General features: G+C 42.5%; 28 protein-coding genes. 24 read left to right on the forward strand and 4 right to left on the reverse strand.

What is annotated here, in order from left to right; genetic code table 11:
• Nucleotides 1–67: 67 nt before the first annotated feature.
• Nucleotides 68–1,717, reverse strand: coding sequence for a CoA-disulfide reductase (locus tag BK582_RS09875; RefSeq protein WP_078594735.1), 1,650 nt, complete (start codon nt 1,715–1,717; stop codon nt 68–70).
• A gap of 245 nt (nt 1,718–1,962) precedes the next feature.
• Here BK582_RS09875 and BK582_RS09880 point away from each other — a divergent pair, with 245 nt between their 5' ends.
• The 23 genes from BK582_RS09880 (at nt 1,963) to BK582_RS09990 (ending at nt 17,473) form a co-directional block, all read left to right on the forward strand.
• On the forward strand, nt 1,963–2,688 hold the full coding sequence (locus tag BK582_RS09880) for a hypothetical protein (protein WP_078594738.1): 726 nt from the start codon (nt 1,963–1,965) through the stop codon (nt 2,686–2,688).
• Nucleotides 2,676–3,419, forward strand: coding sequence for a cytochrome c biogenesis CcdA family protein (locus tag BK582_RS09885; protein WP_078594740.1), 744 nt, complete (start codon nt 2,676–2,678; stop codon nt 3,417–3,419). Before BK582_RS09880 ends, BK582_RS09885 begins: the two co-directional genes overlap by 13 nt.
• Before the next feature lie 30 nt (nt 3,420–3,449).
• Nucleotides 3,450–4,064: a redoxin domain-containing protein gene (locus BK582_RS09890; protein WP_078594742.1), complete on the forward strand. Its 615-nt coding sequence runs from the start codon at nt 3,450–3,452 to the stop codon at nt 4,062–4,064.
• Between the two features lie 39 nt (nt 4,065–4,103).
• On the forward strand, nt 4,104–4,787 hold the full coding sequence (locus BK582_RS09895; protein WP_078594744.1) for a response regulator transcription factor: 684 nt from the start codon (nt 4,104–4,106) through the stop codon (nt 4,785–4,787).
• The gene (locus BK582_RS09900) at nt 4,777–5,868 is read left to right on the forward strand and encodes a sensor histidine kinase (protein WP_078594746.1); all 1,092 of its coding nucleotides are present in this window, start codon (nt 4,777–4,779) and stop codon (nt 5,866–5,868) included. The genes BK582_RS09895 and BK582_RS09900 overlap by 11 nt, the downstream gene beginning before the upstream one ends.
• Nucleotides 5,869–5,972: 104 nt before the next feature.
• Nucleotides 5,973–6,377 carry a DUF2892 domain-containing protein gene (locus BK582_RS09905; protein WP_078594749.1) on the forward strand — a complete coding sequence of 135 codons (405 nt, stop codon included), beginning with the start codon at nt 5,973–5,975 and terminating at the stop codon, nt 6,375–6,377.
• 459 nt (nt 6,378–6,836) lie between these two features.
• Nucleotides 6,837–7,142, forward strand: a complete 306-nt coding sequence (locus BK582_RS09910) for a rhodanese-like domain-containing protein (protein ID WP_078594752.1) — start codon at nt 6,837–6,839, stop codon at nt 7,140–7,142.
• A gap of 17 nt (nt 7,143–7,159) precedes the next feature.
• Entirely contained in the window at nt 7,160–7,735 is a 576-nt protein-coding gene (locus BK582_RS09915) for a sulfurtransferase TusA family protein (protein ID WP_276328203.1), read from the forward strand.
• A gap of 14 nt (nt 7,736–7,749) precedes the next feature.
• Nucleotides 7,750–8,139: a DsrE/DsrF/DrsH-like family protein gene (locus BK582_RS09920; protein WP_078594755.1), complete on the forward strand. Its 390-nt coding sequence runs from the start codon at nt 7,750–7,752 to the stop codon at nt 8,137–8,139.
• Between the two features lie 15 nt (nt 8,140–8,154).
• A complete protein-coding gene (locus BK582_RS09925) occupies nt 8,155–9,282 on the forward strand; it encodes an MBL fold metallo-hydrolase (RefSeq protein ID WP_078594758.1) in 1,128 nt (375 codons plus the stop codon).
• 142 nt (nt 9,283–9,424) lie between these two features.
• Nucleotides 9,425–11,101, forward strand: coding sequence for a SulP family inorganic anion transporter (locus BK582_RS09930; RefSeq protein ID WP_078594761.1), 1,677 nt, complete (start codon nt 9,425–9,427; stop codon nt 11,099–11,101).
• A complete protein-coding gene (locus BK582_RS09935) occupies nt 11,102–11,674 on the forward strand; it encodes a carbonic anhydrase (RefSeq protein WP_078594763.1) in 573 nt (190 codons plus the stop codon). It abuts the gene before it with no gap.
• 28 nt (nt 11,675–11,702) lie between these two features.
• Entirely contained in the window at nt 11,703–12,275 is a 573-nt protein-coding gene (locus BK582_RS09940) for a class I SAM-dependent methyltransferase (RefSeq protein WP_078594765.1), read from the forward strand.
• Between the two features lie 57 nt (nt 12,276–12,332).
• The gene (locus BK582_RS09945; RefSeq protein WP_078594768.1) at nt 12,333–12,716 is read left to right on the forward strand and encodes a DUF302 domain-containing protein; all 384 of its coding nucleotides are present in this window, start codon (nt 12,333–12,335) and stop codon (nt 12,714–12,716) included.
• A gap of 110 nt (nt 12,717–12,826) precedes the next feature.
• A complete protein-coding gene (locus BK582_RS09950; RefSeq protein WP_244895375.1) occupies nt 12,827–13,216 on the forward strand; it encodes a rhodanese-like domain-containing protein in 390 nt (129 codons plus the stop codon).
• 42 nt (nt 13,217–13,258) lie between these two features.
• Entirely contained in the window at nt 13,259–13,612 is a 354-nt protein-coding gene (locus BK582_RS09955) for a sulfurtransferase (protein WP_169910938.1), read from the forward strand.
• Nucleotides 13,609–13,869, forward strand: a complete 261-nt coding sequence (locus BK582_RS09960; protein WP_078594772.1) for a metal-sensitive transcriptional regulator — start codon at nt 13,609–13,611, stop codon at nt 13,867–13,869. Before BK582_RS09955 ends, BK582_RS09960 begins: the two co-directional genes overlap by 4 nt.
• A 247-nt stretch (nt 13,870–14,116) precedes the next feature.
• A complete protein-coding gene (locus tag BK582_RS09965; protein ID WP_078594774.1) occupies nt 14,117–14,596 on the forward strand; it encodes a DsrE/DsrF/DrsH-like family protein in 480 nt (159 codons plus the stop codon).
• Nucleotides 14,597–14,617: 21 nt separating this feature from the next.
• Entirely contained in the window at nt 14,618–14,983 is a 366-nt protein-coding gene (locus BK582_RS09970; RefSeq protein WP_078594776.1) for a rhodanese-like domain-containing protein, read from the forward strand.
• Between the two features lie 20 nt (nt 14,984–15,003).
• A complete protein-coding gene (locus tag BK582_RS09975) occupies nt 15,004–15,303 on the forward strand; it encodes a rhodanese-like domain-containing protein (protein ID WP_078594778.1) in 300 nt (99 codons plus the stop codon).
• Between the two features lie 20 nt (nt 15,304–15,323).
• Nucleotides 15,324–15,896 carry a sulfurtransferase TusA family protein gene (locus tag BK582_RS09980; RefSeq protein ID WP_078594780.1) on the forward strand — a complete coding sequence of 191 codons (573 nt, stop codon included), beginning with the start codon at nt 15,324–15,326 and terminating at the stop codon, nt 15,894–15,896.
• A 116-nt stretch (nt 15,897–16,012) separates the two neighbouring features.
• Complete coding sequence (locus tag BK582_RS09985; RefSeq protein ID WP_078594782.1) at nt 16,013–17,140, forward strand: MBL fold metallo-hydrolase; 1,128 nt, start codon at nt 16,013–16,015, stop codon at nt 17,138–17,140.
• A 105-nt stretch (nt 17,141–17,245) separates the two neighbouring features.
• A complete protein-coding gene (locus BK582_RS09990) occupies nt 17,246–17,473 on the forward strand; it encodes a sulfurtransferase TusA family protein (RefSeq protein ID WP_078594784.1) in 228 nt (75 codons plus the stop codon).
• A 532-nt stretch (nt 17,474–18,005) separates the two neighbouring features.
• Here BK582_RS09990 and BK582_RS09995 read toward each other — a convergent pair.
• From BK582_RS09995 to BK582_RS10010, 3 genes are all read right to left on the reverse strand, one after another.
• Complete coding sequence (locus tag BK582_RS09995) at nt 18,006–18,518, reverse strand: hypothetical protein (RefSeq protein ID WP_139368231.1); 513 nt, start codon at nt 18,516–18,518, stop codon at nt 18,006–18,008.
• Nucleotides 18,519–19,099: 581 nt separating this feature from the next.
• Nucleotides 19,100–19,663: a TlpA family protein disulfide reductase gene (locus BK582_RS10005; protein WP_078594791.1), complete on the reverse strand. Its 564-nt coding sequence runs from the start codon at nt 19,661–19,663 to the stop codon at nt 19,100–19,102.
• A gap of 16 nt (nt 19,664–19,679) precedes the next feature.
• A complete protein-coding gene (locus BK582_RS10010) occupies nt 19,680–20,210 on the reverse strand; it encodes a MauE/DoxX family redox-associated membrane protein (protein ID WP_078594793.1) in 531 nt (176 codons plus the stop codon).
• 306 nt (nt 20,211–20,516) lie between these two features.
• On the opposite strand from BK582_RS10010, the gene BK582_RS10015 reads away from it, so the two are divergent.
• A complete protein-coding gene (locus BK582_RS10015) occupies nt 20,517–21,851 on the forward strand; it encodes an ABC transporter substrate-binding protein (RefSeq protein WP_078594795.1) in 1,335 nt (444 codons plus the stop codon).
• Nucleotides 21,852–21,862 lie beyond the last annotated feature (11 nt).

Raw genomic sequence — 21,862 nt, forward strand, 5'->3', positions numbered from 1 at the left:
TTAAAAAAGCTGTCCTGTACCAGCACTTTTCAGCGCTGGAACCTGGACAGCTTTTATAAAATTACTTTTATTTATTTTTAGCTGTTGCGTACGTTATCCATCCGCCGTCAAGATTAATTGGATCAAAACCGTTTTCCAGCAGGATTCTTGCTGCCAGGTATCCACGGAGTCCCGCCTGGCAATTAATATACACCGGTTCTTCTGGTGGCAGCTCATTAAGTCGCTCTCTCAGATCACCGAGAGGAATATTCACAGCTCCTTCGATATATCCGCCTCTTAATTCAGACGGTTCTCTCACGTCTACAAGACATGCTCCGCCTGAGACGATATCGTCAATGTCATTCCACTGTACTGTTCTGATGCCATCTTCGATAATGTTTGAGGCTACATAACCTGCCATGTTCACCGGATCTTTCGCAGAAGAGAACGGCGGGGCGTAGGACAACTCTAATTCCGTTAAGTCCTGAACTGTTAAAGCCCCTTTTATTGCTGTCGCAATTACGTCAATCCGTTTTTCAACACCTGTTTTCCCTATCGCCTGCGCTCCAAAAATTGTTCCATCGGCTGGATCGAAAAGCAGTTTGAAATGAATTGGATTCGCTCCAGGATAATAACCAGCATGGGAACCAGGGTGCAGGTGGACTGCCTGGTAATCAACTCCCTGCTGCTTGAGAAGTTTTTCATTGTTTCCTGTTGCTGCGACAGTATAGTCAAATAACTTAACAACAGAAGTTCCCAGAGTTCCGGGATATTTTCTTTCCCTGCCGTATATATTGTCCGCTACAATTCTTGCCTGGCGATTTGTCGGGCCTGCAAGAGGAATCATAGCCGGCTGGCGGCCCACATAATCTGTAACTTCAATAGCATCGCCCACTGCATAGATGTGAGGATCGCTTGTACGGAGGAATTCATCAACGAGGATACCTCCGCGTTTACCTACAGGAAGACCAGCATCCACAGCAAGCTCATTCTCAGGGCGTACACCGATGGAGAAGATGATCATATCTGTGGAAACTTCCTTGCCGCTGTTTAAGAGCAATTTGCTTCCATTCTCTTTAAATGCTTTTACTCCATCTTCCAGAACCAGATTTATCCCATAGTCTTTCAGTTTTTTATGAACCAAAGCAGCCATTTCAAAGTCGATCGGAGCCATTACCTGGGCAGCCATTTCAACCACAGTTACTTCTATCCCCAGGTCAACCAGGTTCTCCGCCATTTCCAGGCCGATGAATCCGCCGCCCACAACGACTGCGTTTTTGGGTTTATGTTCATTAACGAAGTTTTTGATTTTATCTGTATCAGGGACATTTCTTAACGTAAATAAGTTTTCCGCTTCTTCGATGCCCTCGATTGGCGGCACAATAGGTTTTGCTCCTGGTGAAAGCAGCAATACATCATAAGACTCCTCGTAAACTTCTCCAGTATCCATTTTCTTAACTTCCACAGTTTTTCCTTCTCTGTTAATCTTAGTAACTTCGCTCAGGTTGCGGATATCAAGATTGTATTTTTTGCTCATGCCTTCCACTGTCTGCACAAGGAGTTTATCCCGCTCGCTGATTGTCCCTCCAATATAGTAGGGAAGTCCGCAGTTAGCGAATGATACATATTCCCCTCTTTCAAACATAATGATCTCAGATTTTTCATCCAGTCTTCTTAAACGTGCGGCAGCAGTTGCTCCTCCTGCTACGCCTCCTACAATCAGTATCTTTTTAGCCATGATTATATCTCCTTTCAATTGTCTGTACATTAACTTGTGAGTATTACGGTTACCCCTATGGGTATATGATAATATAAAATAAACTGCAAAGGCGTATGTAAAAATGAACGTTTTGTGACCTTAGTTATGAAATGTTCCTCATAAAAAAACTTCTCTGCTTTCATAAAACTTTCACATTTCTTTATTATCCTTGATTTGTGTGAAAGAAGTTATTACTTCTCTGGAAAGAAGGCAGGTGATTAAATGTGGACGTATCTTATCAGCTCGGGCCTTTAATGGTGACTGGATCATGGATTGTACTTACAGCGGGAATTATAGCCGGATTCTTAACACTCACTTACTTGTCTCCTTTTAAAGGGGATAACTGGAAAGGGCTGAGAGAGGACACAGGAAGCGGGATTATATATTTGATTATTATATTTATATTTGGGTCTGTCCTGTTTAAAATCGAATTATTTTTATCGGATCCTATGGCAGCATTGAGTTATCCGGGAGGAAGGAAGGAAATGTATCTCGGTATATTTGTAACTGGGACTTACTGGACGGCTGTTTCTATTAAACGAGGTCTGCCTGTACATAAATTTTTGCATGCGTCTTTATACATTTTACTTCCGGCAAAAATTATCTACTCTTTTTTCGAAGGAAGGACAGGGGAAGCTGTCACGGGATTGACAGCATTCAGTCCGTGGAGCCACCACCCCGTATCTCTCTATATAATGGTTGTTTCCAGTGGGCTTCTGCTTTGGCTCATCACAGGGAGTTTTAAACAAAACTCTGGAAAAATTGTGTTGGTACCGTTCTTTATCTGGACACTCTCTCTTTTAATAATCAACTATACAGCAGTTTATCCAATGTTTTTCGGTGTTCCCGTGTCTATGGCATTTTACTTAGTTTTACTCATTGCAGGGAGCATCCTGATATTTATCAATGATCTTAGTCTGAGAAGGAGTTTTCTTAAATGGAAGATATAGCAAATATAACGATATGGGCTGCGCTGGCAGCAGGGGTTATCTCATTTATATCACCTTGCACGCTGCCCCTTTTCCCAGCGTACCTCTCATACATTACCGGTATGAGCGTAAAAGAATTAGAAACGAATAAAAACATTAAAATCCGCTCTAAGCTTCTGTTACATTCTGTTTTCTTTTTACTTGGAGTGTCTATGGTATTTTTCAGTCTCGGTCTGGGGATGACATATTTCGGTCAGTGGATTCAGGGGCTTTTCACAGGAGATACAGGACATCTGATTCAACGTTTTGCAGGTATATTCATTGTCTTTATGGGGCTTTTTGTCGCTGGTGTGTTTCAGCTTAACTGGCTTATGAAGGAACGGAGGATGCAGCTTGCCAGAAAACCGGCGGGCTATGCCGGGTCAGCTTTTGTGGGTATTGGGTTTGCCGCAGGCTGGACACCTTGCATAGGTCCTATATTCGCGGCGATTTTAATGCTTGCTGCGAGCAATCCTTCACAGGGTCTTCTTTATACATCCTTTTATATTATCGGTTTTGCTCTGCCATTTCTTGTGCTTACTTTCTTTATAGGATCCACACGCTGGATTGTAAGGCACAGTAATATAATCATGAAAATAGGCGGGGGCATCATGGTCCTTATGGGGGTGCTTTTATTTACCGGGCACCTTACAGAAATATCTATTTTTCTTTTAAGGTTAATTGAAGGAACCTGGTTTGAGAGGCTGGGTTAAGAAAAAATATTTTCATGGGAGGGAATTTAAATGAAAAAAGGAATTTTGACAGCAGTTTTACTGGCTATGATTGGCTGGACATTATATGAAACTGTCTTCACTGGAGACTCAGCAACGGAGGAAAATGCACTGACAGAAGGAAACAATGAAACGGAGGAAAACGCACATACCGCGGAAGACTATGAGGTACAGGACGAAATAGTGGAGCCGCCGGAGGAAGAAGTTGGATTAAACCAGGGGGATTATGCCCCGGACTTTGAACTGGAGATGCTGGATGGAAGTGCTGCGAAGCTTTCCGATTTCAGAGGAGAGAAAATCATGCTGAACTTCTGGGCCACATGGTGCCCGCCATGCCGCGCGGAAATGCCGGATATGCAGGAAGTATACGAAGAAAATGACGTGCTGATCCTCGCCGTAAATCTGACACAGACAGAAACAGGGATGAACGCGGTGGAAAGCTTTGTAGATGACTTCGGCCTGACATTCCCGATTATGCTTGACGAAGATATCGAGGTGGCGGATCTGTATGAGATCCAGCCTATCCCAACATCATTTATGATTAATTCTGAAGGTAGAATCCACAATATTGCTTATGGTCCGATGAATAAAGATATGATTGTTCAACAATTTACTGAAATGGACTAAAATAAGGGCAAAGCTCTTACAGAAAACAGGTGATGCACTATGGTTAAACAGCTTGTCCTCGTAGTGGAGGATGATGAAATGATAAGGGAGCTGCTGGCAACTTATCTGGAAAAACAGGGGTACGAGGTCTTAACCGCGGAAGACGGGGAAGAAGCTATTGAAAAATTCCAGCTAAATTCCCCTTGTCTTGTCATTCTTGATTTAATGCTGCCTAAAGTCAGTGGTGAGGAGGTATGCCGCTGGATAAGGGAGCAGGAAAGAAATGAAGTTTCTATCATTATGCTGACAGCGAAAGTAAGCAGTGAAGAAAAAATAAACGGACTGAAAATAGGGGCGGACGATTATGTAATTAAACCGTTCAGCCCTGATGAATTAATGGCAAGAGTAGAAGCCGTACTGAGGAGAGGCGGCCAGTTCTGCCAGAAGATCAGCCATGAAGGTCTGACTATTAAACCTCGCAAAGGAGAAGTTCTTTTAAATGGCGAGAAACTGTCCCTTACAAAATACGAGTTTAACCTGCTTTATTTTTTTATGGAAAACCCGGATGTTGTGCTTACAAGGGAGCAGCTGATCCAGCAGATTCACCCCCATGCCGATGCATCTATTATGGACCGGACAATCGACGCCCACATCAAAAAGCTGCGTGAAAAAATTGAGGAAGTTCCTTCTAAACCAAAAAGAATACAGACGGTCAGAGGAATGGGGTATCGTTTTGTTAAGTAACAGGACACCTTCCAGGTTTAAGGGGATTATTTGGCGCTTAACAGGTGTGAACTTTATTTTAGTTACTTTTCTTGTTTTGTTAAGCAGTATTGTGATCTATAATACTGCCTGTTTTCTGGTAGAACAGATGCCAGATGTGAATGAGCAAAGACAGACCACATTTAATGAAGATTTATATACGTATCTCGTATGGATTTCACCGGCTATTATTATTATCGGAACAGGCGTCCACTTTTATTTGACGAAAAAGATGCTAAAACCAGTGAGGGAGCTTGTATCTTCTACTAAAGTACTGCGATATGGACAGTATCCGGAGCATGTGGAAACAAACTCCAGTGACGAAATCGGCGAGCTTGCGGAGAACTTCAACCAGCTGATTGACCAGCTAAAACGGAATGAAGCAGCCAGGGATAAAATGCTAAAAGATCTGGCTCATGAACTACGGACACCTCTTTCCAATATTAACGGCTATCTTGAAGCTATGAAAAACGGTGTCATTGAGGGAAGCCCCAAATTATACGGAGCTTTGCACAAGGAATCTGAGCGTCTGATCGGGATGATAAACCAGCTGGACGATTTAAACGAACGGAGCCTCCAGGAACAGAGCCTTACCAGGAAAAAAGAATGGACAAGAGCGGATGAACTGCTTGCAGAAACGTTGCATCTGTTTAGGTGGGAAATGAAAAAGCGTGGAATAGCCTGCAGGATTGAAGCAGAAGAAGCAAAGGTCTATATTCATCAGAAGCTTATCAGCCAGGCAGTGATGAATTTGTTGCAAAACGCGGTTCAGTATTATTCGGGAGAAGGAGAGATTCTGCTGGAGGGAAAGATCCAAAAAGAAACCTATAAGTTTTCTGTAACCGGACCTGGGGAACCTATTCCTGCAGAGAACAGAGAATGGCTGTTTGAACGCTTTTATAAAGTGGACGGCTCAAGAAATACGAGAAAAGGCGGCTCAGGTCTTGGTCTTGCCATTGTAAAAGAATTAGTAACAGTGCACCATAGCGGAGAAATCGGACTGGACACAGACGGGAAAACACACAGTTTCTGGTTTACGATTCCACTTGAAAAACACAGTTAAAGCCTCCTGTCTTCTATTCACAGATTACTTTTCCAGGAAGATTAAAAAAGAGTTTTTATCTTTATAAATAAGGAAAACTTTATACTGAAAGGAGCGTGGATAGTTTGGGACAGTATTTGCCAGATACAACAGAAAGAGTAGAGGAACATACAAGTGATAAAGTAAATGAGGAAATTTCAGAACAGACGAAAAGAAACATCGAGTATTATAAAAATCAAAGTAAAGAAGAGATCGACAAGCGTCTTGAAGAGCTGGAAGCTGAATGGGATACAGAAAGGGTCCTTGAAGCTAATGCGTCAACTCTTATTCTGATTGGAACAACGCTCGGGGCGACTGTCAGCCGGAAATGGCTTGCACTTCCTCTCGTCGTAAGCAGCTTTCTGTTGCAGCACGCACTGCAGGGATGGTGTCCTCCTTTGGCAGTTTTAAGACGTCTGGGAATTAGAACAGCCAATGAAATTAATGAAGAAAAGACTGCGCTTAAGGAGATTCGGGGAGATTTTCAGTAATTCAGCCAAATATCTTCAATTAAAGCATCCGGTGGTATAATTCTCCGGATGCTTTTTACTACACTACATTACACTAAAAAGGATTTCCATCCTGATTGCTGTTACTTACTAATCTTCCTTTTTATCAGGAAGAAGCAAATATCACAGGTATTGATTTCAGTCCACGAATGCTTAGCTATGTTGGGAAAAACGGCTGATGGGCTCGGTAATGAGAAAACTTGTTTTGAAATAAAAGTGTACACGTACCATTATCCCCTGTACAAATAAACACCCCCATCTCAAGAATCTGGCGGCAGCCAGGTTTCTTTTTTACACCAGAAAGTATTTACGGGTGAGTTGAATAGGGCGTAGTGACAGTAAACACAGATAAAGTTAAAAATTATAATAAGGAAAATTACCCCACGGAGTATAGTTTACTTTCCAGAATATCGGGCATTTTACAAATGGGGGTGAATTTAGATGGGTGATAAATTTGAAGAAATTTCTCCCAAGTACGTAAAAGAGCGTCTTGATAAAGGAGAAAATTTGAGCATTATTGATGTGCGCGAGCCTCAGGAGATAGCGGAAGGGAAAATTCCTGATGCTAAAAGTATACCCCTGGGGGAACTGCTTACCCGCCTGAAGGATGTTGACCAGGACAAGGAGCATATTATGGTATGCCGTTCAGGAAACCGAAGCGGCCTTGCTAGCGAATGGCTTTCAGACCGAGGTTATAAAGTGAAGAATATGACTGGCGGCATGCTGAAGTGGAATGACGAAGAATAGAGGAAGGAGGAAGAAATTTGGCTGATATAAGTGCGGATAAAACACTCGATGCAAAAGGTCTTGCCTGCCCCATGCCTATTGTAAGGACAAAGAAGGAAATCAAGGAGATTAAACCTGGGCAGGTGCTGGAGGTACAGGCCACAGATAAAGGCTCCACAGCTGACCTTAAAGCGTGGTCCGAAAGCACAGGGCATCAGTACCTGGGTACGGTGGAAGACGGAGATGTCCTTAAACATTACCTCAGAAAAGCTAGTGAAGAAGAAGAAAAACAGGAGACAAAGCACCCTCATACAGCTACGTTGCAGGAATTAAGAGAAAGAATCGACGGTGATGAAAAGATCACTGTGCTTGATGTGCGGGAGCCGGCAGAATATGCTTTCAGCCATATACCAGGTGCTGTCAATATCCCTCTGGGCGAGCTTGAAAAACGGTTTGAAGAGCTTAAACAGGAAAAAGATATTCATGTAATCTGCCGAACTGGAAGCAGAAGCGATCTTGCTTCACAGAAACTTACAGAAAAAGGATTCGAAAATGTAAAAAATGTCGTCCCCGGGATGAAGGAATGGGATGGGCCTGTTAACAATCAACATTAAGGAGGAGTCATATAATGAAAGTTGCTATCATTGCTTCAAACGGAGGTTTATTTGACGCGTACAAGGTATTTAATATTGCCACTGTAGCGGCTTCTTCAGATGCAGAAGTAGGGATTTTCTTTACTTTCGAAGGACTGAACCTTGTGCACAAGGAAGGATATAAACAACTGCCGATGCCTGCAGGAAAGGAACATTTCCAGGAAGGGTTCAAGAAGCAGAATGTGCCCTCTATAGAGGAGCTGGTAGGGATGGCTTCAGAAATGGGCGTTAAGATGATTGCCTGCCAGATGACGATGGATGTAATGAGCCTCGAAAAAGAAGAATTTGTGGAAGGTATTGATGTAGGAGGTGCAGCTACGTTCATGCACTTTGCATCTGATGCAAATATGACTCTTACATTTTAATGCGGAGGTGGAAGAATGGGTCAAACAAAAGGAATTGCAGTTAAAGAATTAGCTAATAAGATCATCAGTGGTGATGATGTATTTATTCTTGATGTACGAAATACCGATGAATTTGATGACTGGAAAGTGGAAGGGCGGAACGTGGAAGTAATAAATAAGCCATACTTCGACCTGCTGGACGGAGTTGATGAAATAATGGACAAGCTTCCTGAAGGGGAGCCTGTTTATGTTATCTGTGCTAAAGGCGGCTCCTCGGAATTCGTAGCGGATCAGATCGTCGAGCAAGGCTACGATGATGTTTATTCAGTTGAAGGCGGAATGAAAGCATGGAGTGAACACCTTGAACCAATTAAAGTCGGAGATCTGAATGGCGGTGGAGCAATTTATCAATTTGTCAGAATTGGCAAAGGCTGTTTATCTTATATCGTTGAATCTGACGGCCAAGGGGCTATTATCGATACAAACCGTATGATCGACCAGTATGAGGAGTTCCTTATAGATAAAAATATAACTCTGAAGCATTTAATTGACACACATCTGCATGCCGACCATATATCCGGGGCAAGGGAGCTTGCGAAGAAAACGGGAGGGGAATACCATCTTCCTCCTAAAGACGCGGAAGAGGTTACTTTTGATTACACTCCTCTTGAAGATGATGACGAAATGAAAGTGGGCCAGACGACTATAAAAGCCATTTATTCGCCTGGCCATACAATCGGGAGTACTTCTCTGATTATTGATGAGAAATATTTATTAACAGGTGATATTCTTTTCATTGATTCTATCGGGCGCCCTGATCTTGCCGGTAAGGCGGAGGATTGGGTTGCCGACCTGAGGCAGACGCTATACAGCCGTTACAAAGAGCTTACAGATGAGCTGATCGTACTGCCAGCACACTATATGGGCATTAGTGAAATGAATGATGATGGAAGTGTTTCTGAAAAGCTTGGTGTTTTATATGAGCAAAACCACGGACTGAATATTAACGATGAGGAAGAGTTCAGAAAAACAGTAAGTGAAAATTTACCTCCACAGCCAAATTCCCACCATGATATCAGACAGACAAATATGGGGAAAAAGGAGCCGGATCTTGAGGAACAAAGAGAAATGGAAATTGGGCCAAATCGCTGTGCTGTACGGTAAAGTAACAGGGTGCCTCGGCACCCTGTTTTTTTCAAAACAAAAAAGCGCACACTACATACTGGTTGACATAATCATTAATAATCACTAATATAGGTATAGGGGTATATGTATATAAAATTTTATCTGAAGGGGGTAGCCCTCATTGTTAAAGAAATTTATGCCAATATTTGAATGGTTGCCTAACTATAAAAAATCGGATTTAAGCGGAGATATGTCCGCTGGCCTGATTGTTGCAATCATGCTTATTCCACAGGGGATGGCTTATGCGATGCTTGCCGGCCTGCCGCCGGTGATCGGTCTTTATGCATCCACGGTCCCACTGCTTATTTACGCATTGTTCGGCACATCAAAGCAGCTGGCGGTTGGTCCTGTGGCTATGGTATCTCTGCTGGTGCTTACGGGTGTTTCCACGATAGCAGAGCCAGGGACTGACGAATATATTTCGCTAGTGCTCCTGCTTATGTTTATGATCGGAGTGATTCAGCTCCTGATGGGTGTGCTGAAACTGGGGTTTTTAGTCAACTTTATGTCTCATGCAGTAATCAGCGGTTTTACTGCTGCTGCTGCGATCATAATCGGGCTCAGCCAGCTGAAGCATCTCATCGGTGTCAGTCTGGAAGCTGATAAGGATGTATTTCTGATTCTGTGGGAGACGGCTAACAGAATTCCTGAAATCAATCCCATTACGCTTGCTATAGGTTTAATAAGCATAATTTTATTGATTGTACTTAAAAAAGTGATTCCAAAAATACCTGCTCCTTTAATCGTGGTTGTTTTAAGTATTTTAACCGTTTATTATCTGCAGTTGCATGAGACCGGAGTAAAAATAGTAGGAGAGGTTCCCAGTGGACTGCCATCCCTGAGTGTTCCTGCTTTGAATATGGAAGGGTTTATCGCATTGCTGCCAATTGCTCTCACAATTTCTTTTGTCGGTTTTATGGAATCTATAGCCATGGCAAAAGCGATTGCGGTAAAGGAGAAATACAAGGTAGTGCCGAATAAAGAACTTACAGGGCTCGGGCTGGCAAATATCGGAGGTTCATTTTTCTCAGGCTATCCAGTAACAGGTGGTTTTTCCCGTTCTGCCGTAAACTATCAGTCCGGTGCGAAAACGCCTCTTGCCACAATCATCACTGCTGGGCTTATCGTCATAACTTTAATGTTCTTTACTGGATTGTTCTATTACCTGCCGAACGCGGTGCTGGCTGCGATTATTATGGTCGCTGTTTACAGTCTGATTGATGTGAAGGAAGTGAAATACCTTCTTAGAATTAAGAAGATAGACGGCTCTGTCTGGATTGTTACTTTCCTCGCAACGTTAGTTTTCGGTATAGTAGAGGGAATTTTAATCGGTGTGGCATATTCCCTCCTTGTTTTTGTTGGTAAAAGGGCTTATCCGCATATAGCTGAACTGGGATATTTAGAAGAGGAACGGGTATACAGAAACGTACAGCGTTACCCGAATGCAGAAACAGAAGAGGATTTGATTATCTACCGTTTTGACTCTTCCTTATTTTTCGCAAATATCGCCGCTTTTGAAGACAGACTGAATGAACGGCTTATCGAAAAGCCAGCCACAAAATGGGTGATCCTTGATTTTACGGGAGTTAACATGATTGACGCGGTTGCTATTCATTCCCTTGAAGAAATAATGGTAACCCAGTCAAATGACCATGGAGTAAAATTCCTTTTTTCCGGAGTAAAAGGTCCGGTGAGGGATTTGTTTGAAAAAGCTGGATGGGAAAAGAAGTATGGAGAGGCGTATAAATTCCTGTCTATTAACCATGCGCGTCAGGCAATACGAGAGGAGAGAGGATAGTTGCGTGAAGAGGTACTTGATAAAAGCAATAAAAACTTCATGCGGAGAATTAAAGAAAAAAATCCAACTTACTTTGATGAACTGAGAAAAGGGCAGCACCCGGATTATTTTGTTCTTTCATGCAGTGATTCCAGAGTTAGTCCCACGGCTATTACAGATATGCCTCTGGGCAGGATGTTTGTCCATAGAAATATCGCAAACCAGGTAAGAAGGGATGACGATAGTTTTACTGCAGGCCTTTACTATGGTTTAAAGCATCTCGAAGTAAAAAAAATCATTATAGAAGGCCATACATTCTGTGGTGGAGTGATAGCCGCATGGCACGGTAATGAAGAGGAGCATTTAAAGCCGTGGCTTAACCATATTAGGGACAGCCTCCCTGAAAAAGAAGAGGGAAACTGCCTGTCCGAGGAGGAATTGGCCAGAATTAATGTGATCAGGCAGGTGGAAAACCTGAAGACACACCCGGTTTTTAAACAGTACGGGGAAGGCGTGGATGTAATTGGATGTCTTTTCCATGTGGAGTCAGGAGAGATTGAATGGCTTGAAACAGATGATGAAAGGCGCCTTTGATAATTATAATGGATGAGGAGAAATCAAAATGGCTGGTGAACGTTTTAACCCTGAAAAAGCGGATAAGCTACTTAGCGAAAAGCGATACAAGGTTCTTGACCCTCAGAAGGTTTTAGATTATTTTGAAGTGGAACAAGGCAATCAGGTGGCTGATCTCGGGGCAGGTAACGGCTTTTTTACCATTCCTGTTGCAAGAAGAACGGGAGCACCCGTTTATGCGGTGGATATTGAACCAAAAATGCTTGAGCTTCTTGATGAACGGGCAAAAGGTGAAGGTCTCACGAATATCGCTTATGTAGTCAGCAATCTGGAAAATATTCAGCTCGATGATAATACTGCTGATAAAGCGATTATCAGTCTCGTGCTGCACGAGGTGCCGGACTTGACAAAAGCGCTTCAGGAAGTGAAGAGAATACTGAAGCCTGGAGGCCAGGTATTAGTGATTGAATGGGAAGCGAAAGAGTCGGAGATGGGACCTCCCTTACATGAAAGAATAGGTTCGCAGGATATGGTGAATATTCTTTCTGAAAACGGCTATAAAACAGAAGTAACACATTTTGATGAAGCAATTTACGGGCTGAAAGGAACTGTTTCCGAGTAAGTAGTGGATGTACCCACCTGAACAGCTGAATAAAACTCTTGAAAGGGGCGCGACAGGATGTTTCACTATACGAAAGATTCTTCAATGGAAATGCAGCAAACAATTGAAAAGCTTCAGGAGAACTTACAGGAAGAAAAGTTTGGTGTTTTATGGGAGTTTGATGTTAAAGGAAAGCTGAATGAAAAAGGGCTGGATTTTGAAGATCCTTTTGTTGTGCTGGAGGTCTGTAACCCGCATGAAGCGAAGCGCGTGCTGGACGTTAATAAGCTTGTTGGTTATTTCCTTCCATGTAAGATTGTTGTATATAAAGAAGAAGGTCAGGTTAAGATCGGCATGCCTAAACCGACGGAATTAATTAAAGCGGTAGAAGACAGCCAGCTTACTGAAATAGCGGAGGATATTGAGAAAAGACTTATAGCTGCTATCGATAAAAGCGTATAATCAATAGAGCTTTGTAATATACCCTCTGCTGTATTATCGAGCAAAACAGCTTGAAAAAATACAGTAGGGGGTATATAATCTATGTAGGTACTTCAAAAGGGGGGAGCAATTTGCTGAAAAAATACTGGCATATTTTGATTATCGCAATATTTTTGCTGGGAGCAGGAGCTTATAAAGCTTCTATGGCAAGTGGAATAGAACAGATAAACACTGATGAACTGGCAGTTCTCCTGAAGGAAGACAGAAATGAGACGTTTTTTGTTGATGTAAGAGAAGTTCAAGAATTTAAGGAAGGGCATATACCAGAAATGACAAATGTCCCGCTAAGTTCATTAAATGAAAACTACACTGACATTCCTCAGGATAAAGAGGTTGTAATAATCTGCCGCTCCGGGAACAGAAGCCTGCAGGCAGCTAATATACTGAAAGACCTCGGATACAGTAATATTACGAATGTAACCGGAGGAATGCAGAAGTGGTCCGGAGAAGTAACCAGATAATATTAAGGCGTGGTGAAAATGAGTACAGCTTTATTTTTGATAATGGGGCTGATTATTAGTACAATGTACAGAAGGTACTGGCCTGTCAGAGGCGTTAAATTCATGTCATATAGCAACGCTGTTCTGCAGGATAACGAGGCTGTGCTTGATATTAGAGATTTTAACGCAGTTTCGGATACTGGTCTGAGCAGAGTAATTAATATCCCGGTTCCTTATTTAAAAAGACATTATAAAGATATAGATAAGAGATACATTTATATTCTTGGCTCAGATAAAGCAGGCTGTAACCTAACAGCCCGTTTTTTAAAGAAAAAGGGCTTTAAAATTAAAGGTTCACTTATTATAAACCAAGATAATAAAAGAAACGTTTCTCATAAATGGAGGGAAGCTTTATGAAATACAATGATCAGATGAAGAACAGAGTAAAGAGAATTGAAGGACAAGTCAGGGCTATACTAAGAATGATGGAAGAGGAGAAAGATTGTAAAGATCTTGTAGGCCAAATGTCAGCTGCCAGGAATGCTATGGACCGTGCAATAGGGTTGGTTGTCAGCTCTAACCTGGAACAATGTATACGCGACCAGATCGATAAAGGGGAAGATACAGAAGAGCTGATTCAGGAAGCAGTAAACCTGCTGGTTAAAAGCAGATAATTTAATCAGCAGGTTCAAAAAAAGGTTACAGTATTGACACATTTTTGTATGCTTGATATAATACCGGTGTGGGTATATAAGGGTTATAAGAAAGCCCCACAGGTTTAAAAAGACCTTAATAACAAAGTATTGACATTTATTTTTTTGTTTGGTAGTATACCCCTAGAGGTAATTGTATTTCATATATTTTTTTGAATCTAAATATACCCCTGGTGGTATTATAAAAATAATGAGGAGTGAAGACAGAATGTCAGAAAAGAAAAAAACAACGATTGTACTATTCAGCGGTGATTACGATAAAGCAATGGCAGCTTACATTATTGCGAACGGAGCAGCTGCCTACGATCATGAAGTAACGATCTTCCACACATTCTGGGGATTGAATGCCCTGCGTAAAGAAAACCAGGTGCCTGTTAAAAAGAATTTTATGGAAAAAATGTTTGGGAAAATGATGCCTCGCGGAGCAGACAAAATGGGTCTTTCAAAGATGAACTATCTTGGCATGGGGCCTAAAATGATTAAACAAGTTATGAAAAAGCATAATGCTATGCCTTTGCCTGACCTCATTGAAATGGCACAGGAACAGGATGTAAAACTAGTGGCTTGCACAATGACGATGGACCTGCTTGGACTCCAAAAAGAAGAGCTTCTTGAGGAAATTGAATTAGCAGGTGTCGCTGCATACCTTGGAGACGCATCAGATGGTAATGTTAACCTGTTTATCTAAATAAAAGAGGTGGAGAACAGTATGGAATGGATCATAAACGGACTGATTGTTATTTTACTCGTCTGGTTTCTGGCAGGAAGGATACTCCCTGCAAAAGGAGTTAAACAGATGACCACCGGAGAATTAAAAAAAATCACAAGTGACAAGAAACGCCAGTTCATAGATGTGAGAACTCCCGGCGAGTATTCAGGAAACCACATTAAAGGCTTTAAGAATATTCCTGTGCATGAACTTTCAGGAAGACTTAATGAACTATCAAAAGACAAGGAAGTTATAGTTATCTGCCAAAGCGGCATGCGCAGCAATAAGGCAAGCAAAATCCTTGCCAAAAAGGGCTTTGCTGAAGTGACAAATGTCCAGGGAGGCATGTCCTCCTGGAGAGGATAATCAAAGGAGGATAAACTCTGATGAAAGAATATTCACCAAAGGAAGTAAATGAACTTATTAAAAGTAATGATGAAAATATTGTTGTAATTGATGTGCGGGAAAATGAGGAAGTTGCAGCAGGGAAAATTCCAGAAGCAGTGCACATTCCACTTGGGGAGCTGCCTGCAGCGGTAAATAATCTGGATAAAGAAAAAGAGTATATCATGGTATGCCGCTCTGGAGCCCGCAGCGGCCAGGCAACTGAATTTATGGGAGCTTCAGGTTTGGTTGCTGTGAATATGGCTGGCGGAATGCTTCATTGGGAATACGCGGTTAATTAAAATACTCAGGAGGGTACAAGATGATTAAAACAGATAAAGTACTTGATGCTAAAGGACTTGCATGTCCAATGCCGATTGTAAAAACAAAAAAAGCTGTTAATGAGATTGAGCCAGGGCAGGTTCTGGAGATCCAGGCAACGGATAAAGGCTCTACTGCTGACCTGAAAGCATGGGCAGACAGAGGCGGCCACCAGTATCTTGGTACTACAGAAGAAGAGGGTGTTCTGAAACATTACCTCAGAAAAGCAACGAGTGATGAAGAAAAAAAAGAAACAAGTTACCCTCAGGTAATCAATAATGAAGAGCTGCAGAGCAAACTGGATGCTAATGAAGATATTGTTTTACTTGATGTGCGGGAAGAAGCTGAGTATTCATTTAACCATATCCCGGGAGCTGTCTCTATCCCGCTTGGGGATCTGGAAAACCGTATGGGTGAACTGGATAAGAATGCAGAAATTTATGTTGTCTGCCGAACAGGAAGCAGAAGTGACCTTGCTTCTCAGAAGCTTACTGAAAAAGGTTTTGCCAATATCACAAATGTGGTGCCTGGCATGAGCGAGTGGACTGGGACAACTGAAAAGAATGTGAAGTAACTGGGAGATTATGGACAGGGACCGGATTCGCTTTTATGTCCGGTCCGGCATTATCAGCCTGTCTGAAGACAGAAAAAAATTTTAGTTTAAAATATACTATAGGGGGTATATGGAGTATGGCGATTACAGAACTAACTGCAAAAGAAGTAACTAAAAAGGTAATTAATAAGGAAGATCTGTTTATACTCGATGTTCGTAATGAAGGGGACTTTAACGACTGGAAAATCGAAGGAGATAAAGTACAGCACCTGAACGTTCCGTACTTTGACCTGATCGACGGAGTGGAAGGGATACTTGATAAGCTTCCTGAGGATAAGGAAATTCTTGTTGTCTGTGCAAAAGAGGGTTCTTCTGTTTTTGTCGCTGAGATGCTGGATGAAGCAGGCGTGGATGCTGCATACCTGAAGGGCGGCATGAAATCATGGAGTGAACACCTGGAACCAGTAAAAGTCGGGGACCTGAAAGACGGCGGGGAAATGTACCAGTTTGTCCGTATCGGTAAAGGCTGCCTGTCTTACATGGTAGTTTCCAACGGCGAAGCAGCAATTGTTGACGCGACAAGAATGACTGATGTGTATACTGGGTTTGCAGATGAGCTGGGGGTTAAAATCACCCATGTATTCGATACTCACCTCCATGCTGACCATATTTCAGGTGGAAGAATAATTGCTGAGGAAACAGGTGCTAAGTACTGGCTGCCACCGAAAGATGCAGGAGAAGTGACATTTGAATACAATGCGCTTGAGGACGCCAATGATGTTAAAATCGGCAACACTACAATTAATATTCACCCGCTGTACTCACCAGGCCACACAATCGGATCTACGTCCTTTGTAATCGATGAAAAGTATCTTCTTTCCGGAGATATTCTGTTCATTGATTCTATCGGACGGCCTGACCTTGCAGGGCTTGCTGAGGACTGGGTCGGCGACCTGAGAGAAACATTATACAATCGTTACAGAGAGCTTTCCGACGAACTGGTTGTCCTTCCGGCACACTTCATGATTATGGATGAACTTAATGATGATGGAACGGTTGCAGCTAAACTTGGAGATCTGTTCGCTGAAAACCATGGCCTCAATATCGAGGATGAAGAAGAGTTCAGAAAAATGGTTACTGAAAACCTGCCGCCGCAGCCACATGCGTATCAGGAGATTCGTGAAACAAACATGGGTAAAATCAACCCCGATGAAGAAAAACAGCGCGAAATGGAGATTGGCCCAAACCGCTGTGCGGTGAGGTAAGGGATTATTTCCGTGTGAAATGTGGAAATAATAATTGCAGAGTTGTATGAGTGTATTAGTGAAATACAAATATAGATAAAACAAACTATTCAGGAGTGATTTATAATGAACGCAGACAAAGTACTAGACGCAAAAGGACTGGCATGTCCAATGCCAATCGTGAAAACAAAGAAAGAAATTGAAAAAATGGAATCGGGCCAGGTTATTGAAATTCATGCAACAGATAAAGGTGCTAAAAGCGACCTTTCAGCATGGGCGAAATCCGGTGGTCACGAACTTCTTCAGGACACAGAAGAAGACGGCGTATTCAAGTTCTGGATTAAAAAAGCATAAGGCAGGTACAATCGATAAGAAAAGTTTACTAATAAACAGGCCAAATCTTGAAATTTGGCCTGTTTATTTTCTATAACGGAATGAGGAACCTCAATAACTGTGCTGATCGGATCCTCGTTCCGTTAAATCGCAAAAAAAGGTGGTTTAGAGAGGTGTTGCGGATCCTCGTTCCGTTATTAGCATAAAATGTGATGATTTCAGAGATGAAACAGGAGAATAACGGAACCAGGAACCGAAAATCTGTTCAAAACAGGAAATTTAAAGGAATAACGGAATGAGGAACCTCAATCACTGTGCTGATCGGTTCCTCGTTCCGTTAAATCGCAAAAAAAGGTGGTTTAGAGAGGTGTTGCGGATCCTCGTTCCGTTATTAGCATAAAATAGGATGATTTCAGAGATGAAACAGGAGAATAACGGAACCAGGAACCGAAAATTTGTTCAAAACAGGAAATTTAAAGGAATAACGGAATGAGGAACCTCATTCGCTGTGCTAATCGGTTCCTCATTCCGCTAAACCACAAAAAAGGGTATTTTACATTTTACTTATCGCAAGCAATATCAGTGCCCCGGTTCCTGACAGATGCAGGACACGGTACCAGCCGCTGTTCCATATCTTCTGAAAGGAAGATTTCTTTTTGCCTGGATTAACGAGAAAAGAAGCGGCAGCTACAGAAGTTAAGGATCTTGCCAGACCGAAAGTAAGCCCGATTAAAATTCCGCTTACCGGAGAGAGGAATATTCCGGCATACAAATACATTAAAAGAAATAAAGGAAATGGATTATACGTAAACACGCCGGCACCAAGGATCAGTCCCCAAACTGCCATGTTTGCCGGCTGTGAAAAGCTCACCCAGCCGGGGGGTATTTGCCATTTCCACTGAAAAACTGGAAACGGAAAGTTAATCAGGTCTCTGGCGAAATAGACAATTGCCAGGATAAGAAACAGAGAAGACATTACAGAAAAATTTACGATGGCTGCCACAAAGCTGAATAATGAATAGAGAATAAAGCCAGTTAAGGCTCCTGAAAGTGCAGAAGCGAACACATACACTGACCCGTTTTTCAGAAAACTGCCTGTATTTTCTCCTTCCCCGAAGGAGTTTACCGCGAGGGTAACGTTAATCCCTCAGGCTGTCCTGCGCAACAGTATACCTGATAAAACCGCTGCGGATAAGATTACAATAAGGTCTGTCATGATTGCCTCCTGTTATTCTAAAAAGTGCATGCACCCACAGTCAGCGGCTGTCGGGTTATATGGATGGTTCGATACAGGGGTACAGTCACAACAGACGATGGATCTTCCTTGAAACGTATCGCACCAGCAGCCAGTAAACCGGTACCCCCAGGCATGGGAAGGCTGAAATCCTTCCGGGCATTTGCTTGACAAGCCGCTTCCTTGCATACATTCGCTGGAGCAAAATCGTCCATTTGGAAGGCTGCAAATCCCTTTATAATGTTGAATTTCGCACCATCTTCTTCCAGGGCCTCTTTCGAATAAAGGAAATCTGAAAAACTTTAAGACTGAGTAAAACCAGTCATTTAAAAGGGAGTCGGCGTAAGCCCAGCGGCTGAAAAGACGGGCTGTATTTTCAAAGAAAGGTTTTGTTTTAGCGTTAATTATTCCAATCATTTAAATTCATCTCCTTTCGTTATACTTTCGGCCAGTAAATAAAGCTGCTCTTTTGTCCCGCAAAGACCTTTATCTTTAACAATCAATTCTTTTTCCACTGCAAAAGCAAAGGGAGTAACCCGGACTTTAAAATGATGAAAAGACTGTTCTTTACTATCTAATATTATTTCTCCCTGAAGCTGAAACTCCTGAATGATCTTTCTGACCTTTCTGTCTTCCCCTGTAAAAACAAGGATGAACTGTACCTTCTCTGATAATTGTTTCTGAACGGTATTCCAATGACTCAGCATCTCCCTGCAAGGTTTACAGTCGGGAGATACAAAGGCAATGATCGCCGGCTTCTCTATAATGGACGACCATGTTACTTCCTCACTTTTTGTATAAGAAAAACAGATATGATCCAGGGCTTTTTCTCCCATTGCCACACCATCCCTGCTAATACTATCAGATGTGCTTAAGTACACTTCGCCGAACTGCCTGAAAAGCAATATGAGCAGAAATCCATTAAAAATCTGGAGAAACCAGAGGATGATAACAGAGTAAAAAAGAAAATCCTCCATAACAATTTTTGCTCCTTTATCGTTTATTCTGCAGCTGTTGTTTGTTTTGCTGATAAAGCTGCCACATTTTTTGCGCCGCAATTACAAGCAGGGTTAATAGAAAACCAGTAACGATAGCTGGGATGCTCAGGTGAATGCCTGTACTGGGAACAGAAGCACTGACTAAGAGCAGCAGAAAGAAAAAATAAATGGCTTTTCCTAAGCTGAAAATGTCTGCCTCTGCGGCAAGCCATTTTCCATAACAGCCGCATCTGATTTTTCTGCCGGAATTGATTATTTTTAAAAGGCTGAAGCCGAACAAGGTCAGTAAAACTAATAAGATTGCTGCCCCCATATTCCACCAGCCGTAATTTAATAGTAAAAATCCGCCACCAATTTCAAGGATAGGAATGAGGGAGCCGGCAGCATAGGATAAAGGCCGGGGCAAAATCTGAAAGTCTGCAGTGTACAGCAGAAATTGTTTCAAGGAGAAAAGCTTTGCTGTTCCAGTGAGAATGAAAAAACTTGCGGTATGGATAATTAAAATATTTATAAAATGTTCCCCCATCTCTCTCCCCTCCTGGCTTTGTTTTAATAAAATATGTCCTGTTAATGAATACTGTGATTTTTTTCAGACAACCAGAAAAATAATTAACTGGTCCCCCAGACCTGCTTTACTGCAGGACTTTACTGCTTTTCAGACAAAAAGCTCTGGAAACTGTTTCGAAAAAAATAGAAAGGGGTAAAAGATTGTATAATTTTCATTTTTTATGTAATATTTTCTATTTTCTTAATAAGGGAGAGGAGGATGGTTAACTCATCTGCTTTCTTTGACAGCATGATATTCTAAATACATAGAAAAGGTGATGGACAAATGAAAAGAAGCTTTAAACCGGCCTTGTTATCTCTTTTAATTGGTACAGGAGCTGTTTTATCTGCCTGCGGCGGACAGGGCGGAGTCGCCGAAAACAGCGGGGCGGGCGTTCCGGATGAAGCTGTTGAAATTGAATTCTGGACTTTCTGGGGTTCGGAGCAGCGGCGCCCTGTGATTGAGGAAATTATTGCTGATTTCAATAATATGCAGGATGAAATCCATGTAAGGCATGTATATCAGCCATGGGGAGACATCTGGACGAAATCGCTTGCTGCTGTGGCTGCGGGAAACCCGCCGGATGTGGTCATTCAGGACATCAACACGGTCCGCCAGAGAGCAGATGCGAACCAGGCGATGAACTTGCAGGAGTTTATTGACCAAGAGGAGGAAGAAGTGCAGGAACGTTTCTATCCTCATTTATGGGAAGCTGTAGTTCATGAGGAGGATGCTTATGCACTTCCGTTCAATACAGACACCCAGGTCTTGTTTTACAATAAAGATTTATATGAAGAAGCAGGGTTAGATCCCAACAGCCCTCCGTCTACCTGGGATGAGCTGGAGGAATACGCGAAGGCACTTGATGAGCGGGATGGGGACCACTGGGAAACAATCGGGTTTTACCCGTTATGGAACCTCGGTCCGGATATCTGGGCGCTAAACGCGGACAACGGGAACACCTGGTTTGATGAAGATGGAAATGTCACCATCCACACTCCGGAAAAAGTGGAAGCCCTCGAATGGGTGGTTGAGTGGCAGGAGCGTATCGGAAGGGACACAATTAACAGGTATGAAGCTGAATTCGGCGATGGGATGGCAGATCCATTTATCTCCGGGCTTGTTGCTATGAGAGGACAGAATATCAACTATTATTCAAGCCTGAAGGATAATGCCGGGGAACTGAACTTCGGAGTTGCTCCACTGCCTGAAAAAGAGTCTGGCTCAGGCCACTACTCATGGGGCGGAGGTTTTGTTGCCGAAATACCCTACGGAGCGGAAAATCCCGAAGCATCCTGGGAATTTATTAATTATCTGACTGATCAGGCACCACAGGAATATTGGGGTTTGAATGGATTTGATGTGATGGCAAATATGGAAGCAAACGAAGCGCTTGCCGAGCATCCTGATCTTTCTGATGAGGGAAGGATGGTTTACGACCTTGCTCACATGAACCTGGATGTGACTGTACTTGCCCCTGTACCTCTGGATGCCCCTGACTACCATTCCCTGCTGAACCCAAACATAGATGAGATTATGCTTGGAAAAGTAAGTCCTGAAGAAGGACTTTCGCAGGCACAGGAAGCAGTGGAAGATCTCGTTGAACAGAATCAGCAATAAAGTTTGTTAGA

Origin of the sequence: Evansella clarkii, assembly GCF_002019695.1 — a bacterium.
In the GTDB taxonomy this organism is placed as follows: domain Bacteria; phylum Bacillota; class Bacilli; order Bacillales; family Salisediminibacteriaceae; genus Evansella; species Evansella clarkii.